Origin of the sequence: Streptomyces sp. NPDC001339 (assembly GCF_042895955.1) — a bacterium.
Classification (GTDB): Bacteria; Actinomycetota; Actinomycetes; order Streptomycetales; family Streptomycetaceae; genus Streptomyces.
On record NZ_JBIAWT010000005.1, the window covers coordinates 442,415 to 459,156 of the forward strand.

Sequence of the window (16,742 nt, forward strand, 5' to 3'; positions counted from 1 at the left end):
AGCGTCGCCCGGAGGCTGCCGCGGCTCGCCGTTCAGATCGGCCGCCTCTGGGCCCGCCACACCACGAACGCCAGCACCACGGCGGTCAGTGCCAGCAGAATGCCCGCGCCGAGCCACTGCATTCCGGGCATCTGCCCGTAGCCGAAGTACTGGGTCGTGTGGTTGACGATGCCGAGCTTGGCCCGGCAGGCCTCGGTGTCCCCGTTGCTGCACGTGCCGATTCCGTAGAGCTTGCCACCCGCGGTGGATACCCACTCGTCCATCCGTACGGAACTCAGCGGCAGGTCGGGGCCGCTGGCGTCGTACGGATAGCTGAGGCTGCGCAGCGTGCCGAGGTGGTTGCGCACCTTCTCGGCCCAGATCACGGTGAAGACGAAGCCGAGAAGGGCGGTGGCTGCCATCGCCGGCACCACCCGCTTGATCAGCATGCCGATGGCGATCCCGCACGTGGTGAGGAAGAGAGCCTTGGCGACCGGGACGGGGCCGGTGCTGTCGAAGGCGCCGCCCTCCAGCCAGTTGCCGTTCATCGCCAGGTTGTGGGCCGGTGTCCAGAGCCAGGTGAAGGCCGCCGACAGCAGGGCGGTGCACACCGCGATGGCCGCCAGTGGCAGGCCCAGCGTGGCCGCGAGCCAGCGGCTCCGGCTCACCGACTGGGTGCAGACCAGCCTGATCGTGCCGTGCTCCTGCTCGCTCGCGACCAGCGGTGCGCCGAGGAAGACGCCCGCGATGAGGGGCAGGAACCCCAGCAATGAGGCGCTCTGGCGGAACAGCTCCCCGAAGTGGTTGCGGAAGTCGTTGAGCAGCTGCTCGTCCGCCGGGTGCGAGGCGGCCTGGGTGCCGGCCGAGGAGCCCTTGGTGTGCAGGAAGTCCATCAGGCCGATGCGCTGGTACGCGAAGATCGCGCAGCCCGCGACGGTGGCCAGCAGGAGGAGCCGCAGGAACGTGCGGTGCCGGCGCCAGACCAGCCAGGGCAGGCCGCGCAGCAGCGCACGGGACGGGGTGGCGGTGGCCGTGGCATCGGCCGTGGTCGCGATGCCGGTCGTCGCGCCGGTCGTCATGCCGTCACCTCCCCGGCGCCGCCGGTACGCGCACCGTCATGGGCCGCATCCGGAATATGGGCGTCGTTCGCTATCAGGCCGGGCGCTCCGGGTGTCCGCAGATAGGCCAACAGGACTTCCTCCATGCTCGGTACCAGAGCTTCCCAGCTGTCGGGGAGCGGTCCGCCGGGACGGATCAGGGCGCTGAACTGCCGCCCGGTGACCCGGGATTCGATAAGGGTGTGCTGCTGCCGCAGCTCTTCGGGCACGCCGTTGCCGTTGCCGTCGGCCAGCCCGGTCACCAGCGTGTGCGCGGGCACCAGATCCTCGGTCCGGCCTGCCATCCGCAGCCGCCCCTCGGCCAGTACGGCGAGGTAGTCACACATCTCCTCCAGCTCGGAGAGCACGTGGGACGACATCAGGACGGTCGTGCCGTGCTCGGCCGCCTCGGCCATCAGCAGCCCGGACAGCTCGTGCCGGGCGAGCGGGTCGAGATCGGACATCGGCTCGTCGAGCAGCAGCAGATCGGGGCGCTTGCCGAAGGCGAGGGCGAACGCGACACGGGTGCGCTGGCCGCCGGACAGGGTGCCCACCCGGGCGGCGAGCGGCACGTTTCCGGACCGCACGATCCGCTCGGCCAGCGCCTGGTCCCAGCGCGGGTTCAGCTCGCGGCCCAGCCTCAGGGTGTCGGCGACGGTGAAGCGCGGGTAGAGCGGCTTGTCCTGGGCGAGGAAGGCGACCCGCTCCAGGACGGCCGGGTCGCTGACCGGGACGCCGAACAGCTTCAGCGTCCCGGTGGTCGGCTGCACCAGCCGCGTCGCGGTGCCGAGGAACGTGCTCTTGCCCGCGCCGTTCGGGCCGACGAGTGCGCAGATATGGCCGGCGGGGAGTCGGAAGGAGCAGTCCCGCAGCGCCCAGCCGCGTCGGTACCGCTTCCCCAGCCCTTCGGCCTCGATGGCCCACGGGCTCGTGCTCGGGTCGTCGCTCACCCGGATCCCCCCTTAGATGCTGTGCTTATCGATGACATATTTAGCTAGTTCATTAGTGGAATGAGTATGGGGAGCGGCCAGGGGGCCTGTCAAAAAACAAGGGATCGTGGACTGAGCCCCGGCAGGCTCAGCCCCTGCGCGCTCAGCCGTCAGTAGGCCCGATCAGCGACTTCACCAGGCACCGACTGGTCTCGTACCCCCGGTAGAGACCGAACTTCTCCGACTTCTCCACCAGTGCATAGCCACTGGACGCATAGAGCTCCAGCGCCTCGGGCTGCTTGCTGCCCGTCTCCAGCACCATCCGGGAGCGGCCCGCGGCCCGTGCATCCGCCTCCAGTGCGGCCAGGATCCGCCGCGCCAGCCCCCGCCCCCGGGCCTCCGGCAGCACGAACATCCGCTTTATCTCGGCGTCCCCGGCCGCGTACCCCTCGGCGGTGTCCTCCTGGGCCCGCCAGCCCCCGGTGGCCAGCGCCCGCCCGTCCTCGTACGCGATCAGATACGTACCGTTCGGTGGCGCGAACATCTCCGGATCCAGCGGCGTCATATCGCCGTCGCCGCCGTAGCGGCGGGCGTACTCCTGCTGGACGAGGCCGTCGAGCCGGACCGCGTCGGGGTGGTCGTACCGGACCGGCCGTATCGTGATCTTGCCGGGCCGAGTCTCCATTCCGCTCTCCACTCCGCTCTCCATTCCGCGAAGGGTACGGGAATCGCACGGGGGTGCGAGCGTTGGCCGGAACGGACGAGAAGGCGATCACCTGCCCGCCATGGGTATCGTGCCCGGATGCTCACTGTGACCAGCGTGAATGTGAACGGGCTGCGCGCCGCGGCCAAGAAGGGCTTCGTCCCGTGGCTGGCGGAGACCGCGGCCGATGTGCTGTGCCTCCAGGAGGTACGGGCCGAGAGCGCCCAGCTTCCGGAGGAGGTGCGGGAGCCCGCGGGCTGGTACACCGTGCACGCCCCGGCAGCGGCCAAGGGCCGGGCCGGCGTCTCCCTCTACACCCGCCGTGAGCCGGACCGCGTCCAGATCGGCTTCGGCTCGTCGGAATTCGACACCAGCGGCCGCTACGTCGAAGCGGACCTGCCCGGCGTGACCGTGGCCAGCCTCTACCTTCCCTCCGGCGAGGTGGGCACCGAGCGCCAGGACGAGAAGGAACGCTTCATGGCGGAGTTCCTCCCGTACCTCGTCGGCCTCCGCGAGCGCGCTGCGGCGGACGGCCGCCAGGTCCTGGTCTGTGGCGACTGGAACATCGCCCACCAGGAGGCCGACCTCAAGAACTGGAAGGCCAACCAGAAGAAGTCCGGCTTCCTCCCCGAGGAACGCGCCTGGCTCACCGAGGTCCTCAGCGAAACCCACGGTGGCTACGTCGACGTCGTCCGCACCCTCCACCCCGACACCGAGGGCCCCTACTCCTGGTGGTCGTACCGCGGCCGCGCCTTCGACAACGACGCGGGCTGGCGCATCGACTACCAGATGGCCACGCCGGGCCTGGCGCAGCGCGCGGTGAAGGCGTACGTGGAGCGGGCGGCCAGCTATGACCAGCGGTGGAGCGATCACGCGCCGGTGACGGTGGCGTACGACCTGTAGCCAGGGCGGGGCGGTAGCCCAGGGCGCCCGCGTGCCACCGGGCGGCCGTGGCGGATCTGTTCCGCTCTGCCGAACCGCCGCCTGCCGGGGTCGGCCGGCCGGACAAGGAGGCACTGTTCCTGGAGGCCCGGAAGCTGGCTGGCCCAGCCGCGAACCCGGACGACGTACTCAGGGTGGCTGCCTACCTGGCCGCCTGATACAACCGGCCCCCTTCACCACGGTGGTGAAGGGGGCCGTTCTGGTCTTCGTAGACGCGTGCCGGGATAGATCAGCCGTGGGTCTTGGCGAACTGGACAAGACCGGTGTACGCCTCGCGGGTCAGCATGAGGCGCGGGCCGTGCGGGTCCTTGCTGTCTCGGACGGGGACGACGCCAGGGACATTGGTGGCGACCTCAACGCAGGAACCACCGTTGCCACCGCTGTAGGAGGACTTGATCCAGTTGAGGGGTTCGGTCGTCACGGGATTGCCTTTCGTGCCTGCTCGATCATGGCAACGGAATCCGCTTGGGAGAGCGCTTCAGTCTGTAGCTGATGGTATGCCCTCACCAGCGGCACCACGGAGGCGAGTTCGCGGTCTAGGTGGCCTTGAGTCTGCGACTCAACGTAGGAAACCACAGACCGGTCCGCCAGTGTAAGCAGGTGCACCAGCCGGCGGAACGGCTGTCGCTCCCCCATGGTGAACGGGGCCACCTGCAACGACGTATTCGGCTGCTCGGCGAACGCGATCAGGCGGGCCAACTGGCGCTCCATGACCGCGGGCCCTCCGACTGGCCTACGGATGCAGCTCTCATCCAGTACCACAATCACCAAAGGGGCCTGAGGGCGGACAAGAGCTGTTTGCCGCTCTATCAAAAAGTCCACCCGCTCGGCTGCCTGCTCAGCAGTGAGATCCCCTCTCTGTACGTTGACGGCCTCTAGAGCTTCCGCATACTCCCGTATCTGAAGCGGGCCTGGGATTACGCCCATTTCAAAGAGTCGGATCTCTGCGGCCTGACTCTCGTGCCTGACGTACTCCGGGAACCCCTCCAACAGGCTGCCGTTCTTGATCTCGCGCCACTCACGCTCGAACAAGTCAGCCGTCCCCAGTGCCTTGTCAGCGCCTATCGCAAACCGTTGGGTTGGTGGCCTCCGCGCAGTTTCGACGGCAGAAACATGCGCACCGGTGCATCCGATACGCTCACCCAACTCATCCTGCGTCCAGCCGCGTTCGTCCCGTAACCTGCGCAAACGCTCCCCGAAGCGGGCACCGGGTGACGCTTCGGGGTCCAACTCCTTGCGGTTCACCATGGTCAACCTCAACTCAGCAATCAGGTTTCCCTAGTTGATGGGTACTCCGACTGTAGGCCACGCTGAGGCTCCCCGGTAGCGGAAGCGCTACGGAGAGGAGTGGCTATGCAACCCACGAGCCCTGAACGCCAGCGCACGATGCCCCCGCCCGTGCACCTGAGCCAGCCCAAACCCGCCCAGAAGCCCCCGGCAGAGTGCGACGTATGCCGATCGCTGGTGCACGAACGGCAGCTGGCCGAAGCGCGCGGGGACTGGTTCAAGGTCGCTGACCTCAACACGGAGCTGAGCAACCACCCGCACGCGAAGCGGAGTACGCGGTGATCGCCCCGTGGGTGCCGTCAGCGGGCGTGCTGGTCAAGGACGCGCTTAGCGGCCGGGTCGGCAAAGCAGCGGGGTGGGACGCCGGCACGGTAACCCTGACTTCGCTGGACGGCGAGGAGACGTGGGAGACCGACGAATACAGGGCTCCGAACGAGCTTGACCGTCTTCGCGCCCGCGTGGCTGGCCGGAGGCGTCGAGCATGAGCGGCTACCAGGAACGCCCCGTTGAGCTTCCCTGGCCGTACAGTCCTCGGGACCTCGACCCGGAGCCCGTAAAGAGCTGCGGACGGTGCGCAGCGCTGGCCGAGGAGCGCTCCAAGCATCGTGATCAGGCGGAGTACGGACTGGCCGTGATCGCCGGTATGAAGATCGCGGAGCACGTGCGGGGCGGCTCCCACAACGACACCCCCGAGACTCCCGACTAGCCCTGAGGCCGGGCCCGCTCCCCGTGGAGGGACTCCCCACACACGTCAAAAACGCCCTGGGACCACACACCACGCAACTCGTCGTAGACCGGCGGGGCTCCACCGTTTGGGACGTGCAAACCCCCGAGAGCCGCTACGCGGTCAAGCTCGGCTATCCGACCGAAGTTCACAAGTGGACAGCCCTGGCACCTGCTCGTGAAGCTACCATTCTGCGGCAGCTCATCTCTCCTGAGCGCGTGCTCCTCGGCGAATGGGCCGAAGGCACCTGGAGCGCCCAGCCCTGGCGCGACGGAACCTCTCTCTTCGACCTATGGCAGCCGGGCCGGCATTCCACCGACCCCAAGGAACCAAACCTGAACGATGCCCTCGCGTGTGCTACTGCTCTGGCTCACCTTCACGAGAGGGGATGGGTACACGGCGACGTGCAACCCAATCACTTCATCCTCGGGTCCAACGGAGCCTTTCTTATCGATCTGGGCCTGGCCCAGGGCGGCGCAGTGCCCGCGGCCTACGACTTCCAGTACCGCGGCTGCCTTGTCCACTACGAAGCGCCAGAGATCTCGCAAGGCATCCTGACCACCGGCACGGCTGTGCCCACGAAAGAGGCCGACGTGTACGCGCTGGGGGCCTCATGGTTCATCTCCGCCACCGGCTGGAGACACGTGTCCTACCCGGACGACGCCGACCGGAAAGACCAGCGCCAGGCCATCGTGGACAAGCCTCACCGGCCGATCAACGTACCGGGCCCGCTGGGGAGACTCATCGCGCAGATGATGAACCGCTACCCAGCCGACCGGCCGACCGCAACAGAGGTATGCGCAGAGATCCACAACGCCCTCTAACCGGCAGACAGTGCAGACAGTGAGGTCTCCGCACTGCGCCCCATCTCGTGGGCGGGGCCCCTCACGCCTATCCGCTCACGGCCCCTCGACATCCCTCCGGCTGGACACCGCAGCCCGCGCGATCACCGACAAAGACAGCTCCCGCTCCTCGTTCACCACCAGCCAGCCCTTATCAAGAAGGGACTGGAGAAGAGGACGAACCTCTTCACCCAGCTCCTCCGCCAGGTCGTCATCCGTGGGGGAGCGGCCGGCCCGGAGCGCGGCGGCCACACGGAATGCGACCGCTTCCTCCTCAGCGGTGATGTTGAAGTCCATGATGCGAAGGTATCCGCGCCCCTGGTCTGCGGCACCCTCAAGCCAAGAAGGAAATAGGGCCGCAGCTGAGCGAACCTCTGTAGATCATTTTGCGCGGGATGTGCACCTTGGGTAAAGATGGCGAATCTTTGGCTCACCCTTGGGGAGGAATAGACTTATGCGTCTCGGATGTGGCGTTGCTGGCGTTGTTGTGGCTGTTGTCGTCAGCGCGCTCGTGGTGATGGGCTTGGCAATGGGGCTGGGCCTGCTTGTTTTTGCCGGCGCCGAATGAAGAACCCCACGAACAGCTTGGCGAATGGAGCGTATTGGCGTGGGTGAGCAGATATCTTTTTAAGGGTGTTCGAGGTGCTGAACCTTGAAGACCTTTGCTTCGGCGATCTTCAATTTGTCGTTGCCGGAGCCTATGGTCTTCGCCGCGGTCACCCTGGCTGTCTCGGTCTCGCCCGGATCCAGGCGATCGATGACGGCTCCGCCCTTGTCCACGCGCTTGCCGCTGGCATCGAGGAAATCGACACTCACGGTGTAGGACAAGGTCATGGATGAGTGGTTGGTGACGGTGAGCAGGGTGCCGACGGAGGAGTGCTCACCGATCTCGATCTTGCCGACTTTCACGCCCCTCCTGGCCTCCTCGGACTTCTCGCGGGTCTCCTGAGCCGCAGCCCTGTCCCGTTCGTGCTCCTTGAGGGACCTGAAGCTATTACTGAAGCCACACGCCGTGCCGGCAACACAGACGATGATGAAGAAGATGATGGAACGGGCAGCCATGGTGCGGAATCGGCGAAAGGGCCTGGGCACCTTCGGATCCCACAATGCGTCCCGCAGTGAAGTCCGTTCGCTCATCGGGGGCGGTTCTCCTTCATCGGCCGCTCCCCTCTGCGGGAACGGGTCATAAAGCCTCTGTTAACAGAGTGTGAGATCAATGTGTTACTTCTTCGCCAGCGAAGGTCACCAGTTGCCAGGACGTAAGTCCCGAAAGGCAAGGGCATTGGTCTCACATAGAGCTCGCAACACGATCATCTACGGGTCGAGGCCCCTCGGGTCGTTGTGGAAGAGATCTTCTGGCAGTGACCAGTCCGTATCCGGGTCGGTGAGCGCTTCTGTGCCTTCGACAGCGCTACTGGCCACGTGCCGGTGGAGCGATCACGCGCCGGTGACGGTCGCCTTCGACCTGTAGCCAGGGACACTGAAGGCACCCCTCTGACTCCCGCACGACGCGGCCCCGTTCGCCCGCCGTAGGGCAGCGGGGTCCGGCTATGCCTCTGCCTCCCCTTCCTCCCGCATGTCCGCCTGCTCTCCGTTCCGGTCCCGTAAGCGGCCCTCCAGTTCTGCACGGACCCGGCGGTCCATGGCCATCGAGAGCTCGGCTTCGACCACGCCCTTGGCGTGGGGGCGGAGGCTTTCGATGGTGTGGGCTATGCGCTGTAGGTCTTCGGGGGTGGGAGTGGGTGTGGGTGTGGGAGTGGGGGTGTGTGCCAGGTCGTGGGGGAGGAGGTGGGTGTGGATGAGGGTGGTGAAGATGTCGGCGAGGGCGTCGGCGTGCGCGCGGATCTTGCGGCCGGCCTCCAGGACGGCGGTCAGGGGTATGCCCTTGTTGACGAGTTCGGTGGAGGCGTCCAGGAGGCGGCGGCTGATGTGGACGAACTCGTCGCCGTCGGTGGCGAGATAGCCGATGTCGAAGGACGTGCTGAGGTTTTCCGGGGTGATGTCCCGGCTGAAGTGGTCGGCGAGCTGTTCCGGGGTGAGGCGGACGGGGGTCTCCTCGGACCAGGGCGGGAGCAAGGGGCTCTGGAGGCCGAGGAGTTCGCCCACATCGCGGCCCGCCTCGAAGGCGGAGAGGAGGTCGGCGATACCGCCGAGGGTGTGGCCGCGTTCCAGGAGGGCGCCTATGGTGCGCAGCCGGGCCAGGTGGTGCTCGTTGTACCAGGCGATCCGGCCCTCACGGCGCGGCGGCGGGATGAGCTTGCGCTCGCGGTAGAAGCGCAGCGTGCGGACCGTGATCCCGGCTTCCTCGGCCAGCTCGGCCATGCGGAGTTCGCGCGTGGGGCGGCTGCCTTCCCGGGGCTGCGCGGGCTCGTCCGTGGAGTGCGCGCCGGGGCGTTCGCCGGAGGTCTCGTTCCGGGGGTGCTCGGGCGTGGAGTGCTCTCTGGAGGTCTCGTTCGCTGCCACGGGTGCACCCTATGCCGGTCGCCCGTTGCCGGGGACAGGACGTCGAGCCGGGGTGACCGGCGGTAACTTTCCGCCTCCCGACCCCTACCACTCGGTACGTGGCTGCCCTACTCTCCCAGTGTGCTCGATTGCGCCAGTGATTGCTGGCGTGGTTGGCGCGGTTGGTCGGGTTGTGGCAACAGGTAATGGGCAGCAGGCAGCAGGCAGCAGGCAGCAGGCAGCAGGCAGCAGGCAGCAGGCAACGGGCGGCAAGAGCGGGCGTCGGACTCGGGAGGCGGCGGATGGCCGGGCGCGAAGGCAGCGAAGGCAGCGAAGGTAGCGGCCGTAGGCATGTGCGGGTGGCGGTGATCGGATCGGGCTTCGGCGGTCTGGGGGCGGCGGTACGGCTGCGCCGGGCGGGGATCACCGATTTCGTGGTCCTGGAACGGGCCGGTTCGGTCGGCGGGACCTGGCGGGACAACAGCTATCCGGGATGCGCGTGTGACGTACCGTCGCATCTGTACTCCTTCTCCTTCGCCCCGAATCCGGAGTGGCCGCGGAACTTCTCCGGGCAGCCCCACATCCGTGCGTACCTGGAGCGGGTCACGGACAATTTCGGGCTGCGTCCACATATCCGGTTCCACTCGGAAGTGCGAAGTCTGCGGTGGAGCGGCGACGAACTGCGGTGGGAAATCGATACGGCGTCCGGCGCGCTGACGGCGGATGTGGTGGTGTCCGCCACCGGGCCGTTGTCGGATCCCAAGATTCCGGACGTTCCGGGGATCGACGGGTTTCCCGGGAAGGTCTTCCATTCGGCGCGCTGGGATCACGAGTACGAGCTACGCGGTAAGCGCGTCGCCGTCATCGGCACGGGGGCCTCGGCGATTCAGATCGTGCCCGCCATTCAGCCGGAGGTGGAGCGGCTCACGCTCTTCCAGCGCACTCCGCCGTGGGTGCTGCCGCGCGCCGACCGCAGAATCACCGCGGCCGAACAGTGGCTGCACAGCAGGGTCCCGGCCACCCGCACCGCCCGCCGCGGGCTGCTGTGGGGCATCAGGGAGATGCAGGTCAACGCTTTCACCAAGCGGCCCAAAGAGCTGGGGATGGTCCAGTTCATGGCGAAGCAGCACATGAGGAAGGCCGTCAAGGATCCGGCTCTCCGGGCCGCGCTGACACCGGACTACCGCATCGGATGCAAGCGCATTCTGCTCTCCAATACGTACTATCCGGCATTGACCCAGCCGAATGTGGACCTCGTACCGGCCGGGCTGAAAGAGGTGCGGGGCAGCACGCTCGTGGGTACGGATGGAAGTACGGCCGAGGTCGATGCGATGGTCTTCGGCACCGGATTCCGGGTGACGGACATGCCGATCGCGGAGCGCGTCATGGGGGCCAATGGGACGACGCTGGCACAGGAGTGGAAGAACGGGATGGCCGCGCTGCGCGGCTCCAGTGCGGCCGGCTTCCCGAATTTCCTGACCATCATCGGGCCCAACACCGGGCTGGGGAACAGCTCGATGATCCTGATGATCGAGTCCCAGCTGAACTACATGGTGGATTTTCTGCGGCAGTTGGACATTCTGGGAGGGAAGATCGCCTTGAACGCGCGGCAGTCCGCGGTGGACGAATGGACACGGAAGATTCAGCGACGGATGGCGCGGACGGTGTGGAGCACCGGCGGCTGTGACAGCTGGTACCTGGATGCGGAGGGGCGGAATACGACCGTCTGGCCGGGCACCACCACGGAGTTCAGGAAGGTGACGCGACGGGTCGACCTCGCGGAGTACGAGGTTCTGCGGCCGGGTGGTGCGACGGCGGGTACGGCGATGGCGATGTCCACCGGCGGTGCACCTGCGGAGGCGACCGCATGAGCAGGATGAGCCACAGCCACAGCCACAGCCACAGCCACAGCCACAGTCGCAGCCGCAGTCGCAGCCACAGCCACCCCGGTCACGTCACCAGCGGTCCGTACGCCCCGCCGGTGCCGCGTACGACGATGACCGTCACCTCCGCCGACGGCGCCCGGATCTACACCGAGATCCACGGCCCCGAGCACGCCCCGGCCGTCGTGCTGGCCCATGGCTGGACCTGCTCGACCGCCTTCTGGGCCCCAGTCGTCCGTGAACTGTCCGACGACCACCGGGTCATCGTCTACGACCAGCGGGGACACGGACGCAGCCCGGCAGTCCGGCCCGCCGGCCACAGCACCCATGCCCTCGCCGACGACCTGATCGCCGTACTGGAGCGGACCCTTGAGCCGCGCGAACGCGCCGTGGTGGGCGGCCACTCCATGGGCGGCATGACGATCATGGCCGCCGTCGAGCGGCCACAGCTGCACGCACGAGCCGCCGCCGTGCTGCTGTGCAGCACCGGACCGGCCGAACTCGCGGAAGAGGCCCTGGTTTTCCCCTTCCGCAGCCCGGCTGCCCGGCGCCACGCGCACTGGCTGCTGCTGCACTCGCGCACACCGCTCGGGCCCGTATCGCCGCTCACCAAGCGCGCACTGAAGTACGCCACGATGGGCGCCGGCTCCACCCCCGAGCAGGTCGAGGCCTGCGCCCGTATCGTGCACGCCTGCCCGACGGGTGTGCGGGCGCACTGGGGCAAGGTGCTGTACGGCCTTGAACTGACCGGCAGGGTGGGCAAGTTGACGATGCCGACTGCCGTCATCGCGGGGACCGAGGACCGGCTGACGCCGCTGGTGCACGCTCGTCGGATGGTCTCCGTGCTCCCCGACTGCCGGGAACTGACCGAACTGCCGGGGCGGGGCCATATGACACCGATCGAGGACCCGGGCACGGTCGCCGGCCGGCTGCGCGTCCTCGTACAGGACCACCTGGAGCAGCAGGACCACCTGGAGCAGCAGGAGACGACAGGAGAGCAGAGGGGGAGGACGGCGTGAGCGGGCGAGGGAACGGAAGAGGGGCCAGGAGTCTGGCCGGGCAGGTCATCGTCGTCACCGGCGCGGCGCGCGGGGTCGGTGCCCTGCTGGCTCGCAAACTGTCGGCGCGCGGTGCGACGCTGGCGCTGGTCGGCCTGGAGCCGGACGAGCTGAAGAAGGTGGCCGCCGCACTCCACGGGCCGGCACACCACTGGCCTGCCGACGTCACCGACCACGCGGCGATGGCCCAGATCGCGGGCGAGGTCAAGGACCGCTTCGGGAAGGTCGATGTGGTCGTCGCCAACGCCGGGGTGGCGACCGGCGGCCTGTTCGTCGACTCCGATCCGGTCGCCTGGAAGCGGGTCATCGAGGTCAACCTGATCGGCAGCGCGGTCACCGGGCGGGCCTTCCTGCCCGTACTGCTCGAATCCCGCGGCTACTTCCTGCAGATAGCCTCGCTCGCCGCGATCACCCCCGCGCCGATGCTCACCGCGTACTGCGCTTCCAAGTCGGGCGTCGAGGCGTTCGCGCACAGTCTGCGCGCGGAGGTCGGCCACCGGGGCGTACGGGTCGGCGTCGGCTATCTGAGCTGGACCGACACCGACATGGTGCGCGGTGCGGACCGGGACGACACGTTCCGTGAGATGCGTGCCCGGATGCCCTGGCCGTCGAACAAGACGTATCCGCTGGGTCCCGCGGTCGACCGGCTCGTCGCGGGCATCGAGCGCCGTTCCGCGCATGTCTACGGGCAGTGGTGGCTGCGCGGGATGCAGTCGCTGCGGGGTTGTCTGCCGGCGCTCATCGGGACGGTGGGCCAGCGTGAGGTGCGGCGGTTCGGCGAGCGGCTGGACGGAGTGCGGATCGGTCTGGTCGGCGCGGGTGGGGAGGCGGACGAGAAGGCGCGCGCCGCCGCACATGTGGAGGGCGTCACGGAGGGTACCCATCCGTGATCGAAGTGCGAGCAATGTTCGGGCGTGTCACGCTGGTCGAGGCCCAACCCCACACCTCACTAGGAGTGAACAGCATGGGCATAAGGGACCAGTTCCAGGACAAGGCCAACGAACTCAGGGACCGGGCGCAGCAGGCACAGGAGAGTGCGGAGCGGCAAGGTCAGGGCCGACGGCCCCAGAGTCAGGGCCAGAGTCGTAGCCGGACCGCACCGGACCCGATGGACGAACTGCGCGAGGAGCAGCAGTACCGCTACGACGACGAGACCTGATGCGGCCGTCCTGAAACACCATGCGAACCTGAAACACCATGCGAAATGCGAAACGGCGATATGGGGCAGTGCGAGCAGGGCGCACCCGGTTGATCGGGTGCGCCCATCGTCATGTTCCCTGAGCTGTTGGGGAGTTGGCGCTATCTATTCGGGCTGCTATTCGGGATTCGGGTTGTTGGGGAGTTGGCGCTGTGCCCCCTCTGCCTCATGCCCCCTCCGCCTCCGAATCCGCCGTGCTCCCATTCCGTGCCGCCCCGTTCCGCGGTGGCAGTGCGGGTCGCCGCCGGTCCGGTACGTCCGAGAGGTCCGGAGGTGTCGCCGCCGGGTGCCGCTCCAGCAGATCCAGTGCCGTACGCACCGCCACGCCCAGTGTCGGCTGCCGCCCCTCGGCCCAGTGCAGCGGCGAGCGCAGCGCCTCGATGTCGACCTCGACGCCGTGGTTCTCCACGCCCCACCCGTAGAGCCGGAACCACGCCGCGTTCATCGGGACGGTGATCGCCGTCCCGTCGGCGAGCCGGTGCCGACCGGTCATCCCGACCACCCCACCCCAGGTGCGCATCCCGACCACCGGGCCGATGCCCTGCAACTTGAAGGCCGCGGTGATCATGTCGCCGTCGGAGGAGGTCATTTCGTCGGCGACCGCGACGACCGGGCCGCGCGGGGCGTTGCTGGTGTACGAGACCGGCTCGGCGTCGCGGGTGAGGTCCCAGCCCATGATCGTGCGGGTCAGTTTTTCGATGACCAACTCGGAGATGTTGCCGCCGGCGTTGCCCCGGACGTCCACGATCAGCGCGGGCCGGGAGACCTCCTTCCGCAGATCGCGGTTGAACTGGGCCCAGCCTGAGCCGCCCATGTCGGGAATGTGCAGATAGCCGCACTTGCCGTCGCTCAGCTCCCGTACCACGGCACGGCGTTTGGCGACCCAGTCCTGGTAGCGCAACGGCCGCTCGTCGACCAGCGGGACCACCGCGACGCGGCGGGCATGGCCGTTGCGTTCACCTTCACTTTCACGTTTCCCGTCACTGCCGCCGCCTTCACCTTCACCTTCACCTTTCCCGTCACCGTCGTCGCCGCCTTTGCCGTTGCCGTCCGGCGGGAAAAAGGTCAGCTCGACGGTGGTGCCGCCGGCCGCGGCCAGCAGCGGATACGGCCCGGTCAGCGGGTCCACCCGGCGGCCGTCGACATGCGTGAGCTCGGCGCCCTCGCGGATGCCCGTACCGGCCAGCGGTGAGCGGGCCTTGGGGTCCGACGACTCACCCGGCAGGATCCGCTGCACGATCCAATGGCCGTCCCTGCACACAAAGTTGGCGCCGAGCAGGCCGATGGCGCGCTGGTAGTGCGGTGGCCCCTCGTTGCGCCGGGCGCCGGTGACATAGGCGTGCGAGGTGCCCAGTTCGCCCAGCACCTCGCGCAGCAGATCGGCGAACTCGTCGGGGGATGCGACCCGTTCGACCATGGGCCGGTACTGCGCCAGCACCGCGTCCCAGTCGATTCCGCACATCTGCGGATCCCAGAAGTACGCCCGGATGATCCGGCCCGCCTCCTCGAACCCCTGGCGCCACTCCGCTCCCGGATCGACGTCGTGCAGGATGCGCCGCAGATCCAGGTAGACCGTGGAATCGCTGTCCGACGGCTCGGTGGCCGGTATGGCCCGCAGCTCACCTTCATCGTTGACGACCAGCCGGGTGCCGTCGCCGCTGAGCGCGAACCCGTCCAGGGAGCTGGTGAGTTCGGTGCGCCGCGCCTTGGTGAGGTCGAAGTGTTCGAGGGTGGGCCGGCTCGAGGTCTTGTCGGGGTCGGCGAAGGTCTCGCCCAGCGCGCCGGAGATGGGCCAGCGCAGCCAGACCAGCCCGCCGCCGCTGACCGGCTCCAGGGAGGAGTACTTGGACGCCGCCACCGGGAACGGTGTGACCCGGTTCTCCAGCCCCTCCACCTCCACCAGCACCGCTCCCTCCCCGGCCGTCGGCGGATTCTCGTCGGGATCCAGGCCGCCCGCCGCGGGCCGCCCTTCCGGCGACAGCGCGAAGGGGGACGGAGTGGCGGAGGACAACGGCACGAGATGAGGACGGCACCCCAGGGGGAAGGACAGATCTCCGGTGTGCACGTCGTAGACCGGGTCGAAGCCGCGCCACGACAGGAACGCCAGATAGCGGCCGTCCCGCGTGAACACCGGCTGTTCGTCCTCGAAGCGCCCATTCGTCACGTCCACGATGTGCCGGTCCGCGAGCCGGGCCATCTTGATCTGCCGCAGCGAACGGCCGATCCCCGGATGCGACCAGGTCAGCCAGCGCGAGTCGGGCGAGAACGCCAGGTCGCGCACCGGGCCGTTGGCGGAACGGATCAATTCGGTCACCCCACCGGGCCCGGCCGCCTCCTCCTCCGCACTCCGGTCCTCCTCGGTCGGCTCTTCGCCCGGCCGGGTCACGTCCACCAGCAGCAGCCGCCCGTCGTGCGCGGCCACCGCCAGCCGTTCACCGTCCGGCGAGGAGGCCATCTCATGCACCCGGCCCACCTGCCCCGCCGCCAGCCGGCGCGGCTCGCCGGCCTCACTCGCGCGCGGGAGGTTGGTGATCTCGATGGCGTCCGCACCCTCGGCATCGGTGACGTAGGCGATCCGTCCGCTGGACCCCAGCATCTCCGGCAACCTGACCCGTACGCCCGGGGTGTCGTGGATCGTCCGGGCCGGGCCGTCGCGGTGGGTGAGCCAGTACAGGCTGCCGCGTACGCCGACGGCGCTGGCGCGGCCGGTGGCGTCCACGGCGAGCGAGGTGACGTTCGAGGCGGCCGGGACCTGGTAGCCGCGGCGTCCGGTCCGCGGCCCGCCCAGCCGCACCGACAGCTTGCGCGGTACGGAATCCCGGCTCAGCTCGTCGACGAGCCAGATGTCGCCGGCGCACTGGTAGACGATCCGTTCGCCGTCGGTCGAGGCGTGCCGGGCGTAGAAATCGGCGTGATCCGTATGCCGGCGCAGATCGGTCCCGTCCGGCAGACACGAATAGACATTGCCGACACCCTCATGATCCGACAGAAACGCGATCCGCCCGCCCACGAACATGACCGAGTCGAGATGCCCGTACAGATCCGGCAGCAGCCGCGTTCCGTGCAGCCACATCCGCCCCATCGCGCCGCCCCGGTAGCGTTTCCAGGACGCCGGCTCATGCGGCGGTTTGCCGGTGAGCAGCAGCGTCTTGTGCTCACCGTCGACGTCGGCGACCGCGATATCGGCGGCCGGTCCCCAGGGCAGCTTGCGGCCCGGGCTGCCGTCGGTCGCCAGCTTGTACGCCCAGGAGTAGTACGAGAACGGCTGGCCGTGCGAGGACACCGCCAGGATGTGACCGTCCGGCGTCCATCCGCATACGCGGGCGTCCGTGCTGCCCCAGTACGTCAGCCGGCGCGCCGGGCCGCCCTCGACCGGTGCCAGATACACCTCGGGATCCAGACTGCGCCAGCTGGTGAACGCGATATGCCGCCCGTTCGGGGAGAAACGAGGATGCCCGACCCGCGTCCGGTCCACGGTCAGCCGCCAGGCCCGCCCGGGCTCCTGCCCGTCCGGCGCGATCGGCGCCACCCACAGGTCGTCCTCTACGGCGAAGCAGAGCGTGTCGCCGTGCAGGTGCGGGAAGCGCAGGTACGAGGCTGCGCCGGGCGGGGCGGGAACGCCTGGCCCGTCCGGCCCGTTCGCCGCGTCTGGCCCGCT

18 protein-coding genes are annotated in these 16,742 nt (G+C 68.4%); 9 read left to right on the forward strand and 9 right to left on the reverse strand.

The annotated features are described in order from the left end of the window. Positions 1-32: 32 nt before the first annotated feature. The 3 genes from ACFY12_RS17335 to ACFY12_RS17345 form a co-directional block, all read right to left on the reverse strand. On the reverse strand, positions 33-1,058 hold the full coding sequence (locus ACFY12_RS17335; RefSeq protein WP_390716621.1) for an ABC transporter permease subunit: 1,026 nt from the start codon (positions 1,056-1,058) through the stop codon (positions 33-35). Next, positions 1,055-2,032 (reverse strand): ABC transporter ATP-binding protein, encoded by a 978-nt coding sequence (locus tag ACFY12_RS17340; protein WP_390716815.1) that lies wholly within the window; start codon positions 2,030-2,032, stop codon positions 1,055-1,057. Before ACFY12_RS17340 ends, ACFY12_RS17335 begins: the two co-directional genes overlap by 4 nt. A gap of 136 nt (positions 2,033-2,168) precedes the next feature. Next, positions 2,169-2,669, reverse strand: a complete 501-nt coding sequence (locus tag ACFY12_RS17345) for a GNAT family N-acetyltransferase (protein WP_390716816.1) — start codon at positions 2,667-2,669, stop codon at positions 2,169-2,171. Between the two features lie 138 nt (positions 2,670-2,807). On the opposite strand from ACFY12_RS17345, the gene ACFY12_RS17350 reads away from it, so the two are divergent. Together ACFY12_RS17350 and ACFY12_RS17355 are read left to right on the forward strand one after the other, a co-directional pair. Next, on the forward strand, positions 2,808-3,611 hold the full coding sequence (locus ACFY12_RS17350) for an exodeoxyribonuclease III (RefSeq protein ID WP_390716622.1): 804 nt from the start codon (positions 2,808-2,810) through the stop codon (positions 3,609-3,611). Between the two features lie 47 nt (positions 3,612-3,658). Next, positions 3,659-3,808: a hypothetical protein gene (locus ACFY12_RS17355; protein WP_390716623.1), complete on the forward strand. Its 150-nt coding sequence runs from the start codon at positions 3,659-3,661 to the stop codon at positions 3,806-3,808. A 71-nt stretch (positions 3,809-3,879) separates the two neighbouring features. On the opposite strand, the gene ACFY12_RS17360 is transcribed toward ACFY12_RS17355, so the two are convergent. Both ACFY12_RS17360 and ACFY12_RS17365 read right to left on the reverse strand, forming a co-directional pair. Continuing rightward, positions 3,880-4,071 carry a DUF397 domain-containing protein gene (locus ACFY12_RS17360; protein ID WP_390716624.1) on the reverse strand — a complete coding sequence of 64 codons (192 nt, stop codon included), beginning with the start codon at positions 4,069-4,071 and terminating at the stop codon, positions 3,880-3,882. Then, complete coding sequence (locus ACFY12_RS17365; protein ID WP_390716625.1) at positions 4,068-4,898, reverse strand: helix-turn-helix transcriptional regulator; 831 nt, start codon at positions 4,896-4,898, stop codon at positions 4,068-4,070. Before ACFY12_RS17365 ends, ACFY12_RS17360 begins: the two co-directional genes overlap by 4 nt. Positions 4,899-5,003: 105 nt before the next feature. Here ACFY12_RS17365 and ACFY12_RS17370 point away from each other — a divergent pair, with 105 nt between their 5' ends. The 3 genes from ACFY12_RS17370 (at position 5,004) to ACFY12_RS17380 (ending at position 6,485) form a co-directional block, all read left to right on the forward strand. After that, the gene (locus tag ACFY12_RS17370; RefSeq protein ID WP_390716626.1) at positions 5,004-5,219 is read left to right on the forward strand and encodes a hypothetical protein; all 216 of its coding nucleotides are present in this window, start codon (positions 5,004-5,006) and stop codon (positions 5,217-5,219) included. 199 nt (positions 5,220-5,418) lie between these two features. Next, positions 5,419-5,643 carry a hypothetical protein gene (locus ACFY12_RS17375; protein ID WP_390716627.1) on the forward strand — a complete coding sequence of 75 codons (225 nt, stop codon included), beginning with the start codon at positions 5,419-5,421 and terminating at the stop codon, positions 5,641-5,643. Between the two features lie 113 nt (positions 5,644-5,756). Further along, complete coding sequence (locus tag ACFY12_RS17380; protein WP_390716628.1) at positions 5,757-6,485, forward strand: protein kinase; 729 nt, start codon at positions 5,757-5,759, stop codon at positions 6,483-6,485. A gap of 75 nt (positions 6,486-6,560) precedes the next feature. Here ACFY12_RS17380 and ACFY12_RS17385 read toward each other — a convergent pair whose 3' ends face one another. From ACFY12_RS17385 to ACFY12_RS17395, 3 genes are all read right to left on the reverse strand, one after another. Then, positions 6,561-6,800, reverse strand: a complete 240-nt coding sequence (locus ACFY12_RS17385) for a hypothetical protein (protein WP_390716629.1) — start codon at positions 6,798-6,800, stop codon at positions 6,561-6,563. Between the two features lie 330 nt (positions 6,801-7,130). Beyond that, a complete protein-coding gene (locus ACFY12_RS17390) occupies positions 7,131-7,640 on the reverse strand; it encodes an FxLYD domain-containing protein (RefSeq protein WP_390716630.1) in 510 nt (169 codons plus the stop codon). 411 nt (positions 7,641-8,051) lie between these two features. Then, positions 8,052-8,825, reverse strand: a complete 774-nt coding sequence (locus ACFY12_RS17395) for a MerR family transcriptional regulator (RefSeq protein ID WP_390716817.1) — start codon at positions 8,823-8,825, stop codon at positions 8,052-8,054. Positions 8,826-9,247: 422 nt separating this feature from the next. Between ACFY12_RS17395 and ACFY12_RS17400 the strand changes: the two genes are divergently transcribed. The 4 genes from ACFY12_RS17400 to ACFY12_RS17415 all read left to right on the forward strand — a co-directional run bounded on the left by ACFY12_RS17400 (position 9,248) and on the right by ACFY12_RS17415 (position 13,045). After that, positions 9,248-10,816, forward strand: coding sequence for a flavin-containing monooxygenase (locus ACFY12_RS17400; RefSeq protein ID WP_390716631.1), 1,569 nt, complete (start codon positions 9,248-9,250; stop codon positions 10,814-10,816). Between the two features lie 125 nt (positions 10,817-10,941). Then, positions 10,942-11,847 (forward strand): alpha/beta fold hydrolase, encoded by a 906-nt coding sequence (locus tag ACFY12_RS17405; protein WP_390716818.1) that lies wholly within the window; start codon positions 10,942-10,944, stop codon positions 11,845-11,847. Beyond that, on the forward strand, positions 11,844-12,776 hold the full coding sequence (locus ACFY12_RS17410; RefSeq protein WP_390716632.1) for an SDR family oxidoreductase: 933 nt from the start codon (positions 11,844-11,846) through the stop codon (positions 12,774-12,776). Before ACFY12_RS17405 ends, ACFY12_RS17410 begins: the two co-directional genes overlap by 4 nt. Positions 12,777-12,850: 74 nt before the next feature. Further along, positions 12,851-13,045 (forward strand): hypothetical protein, encoded by a 195-nt coding sequence (locus ACFY12_RS17415; protein WP_390716633.1) that lies wholly within the window; start codon positions 12,851-12,853, stop codon positions 13,043-13,045. A gap of 205 nt (positions 13,046-13,250) precedes the next feature. Here ACFY12_RS17415 and ACFY12_RS17420 read toward each other — a convergent pair whose 3' ends face one another. Then, the gene (locus ACFY12_RS17420) at positions 13,251-16,673 is read right to left on the reverse strand and encodes a S41 family peptidase (protein WP_390716819.1); all 3,423 of its coding nucleotides are present in this window, start codon (positions 16,671-16,673) and stop codon (positions 13,251-13,253) included. Positions 16,674-16,742: the final 69 nt, after the last annotated feature.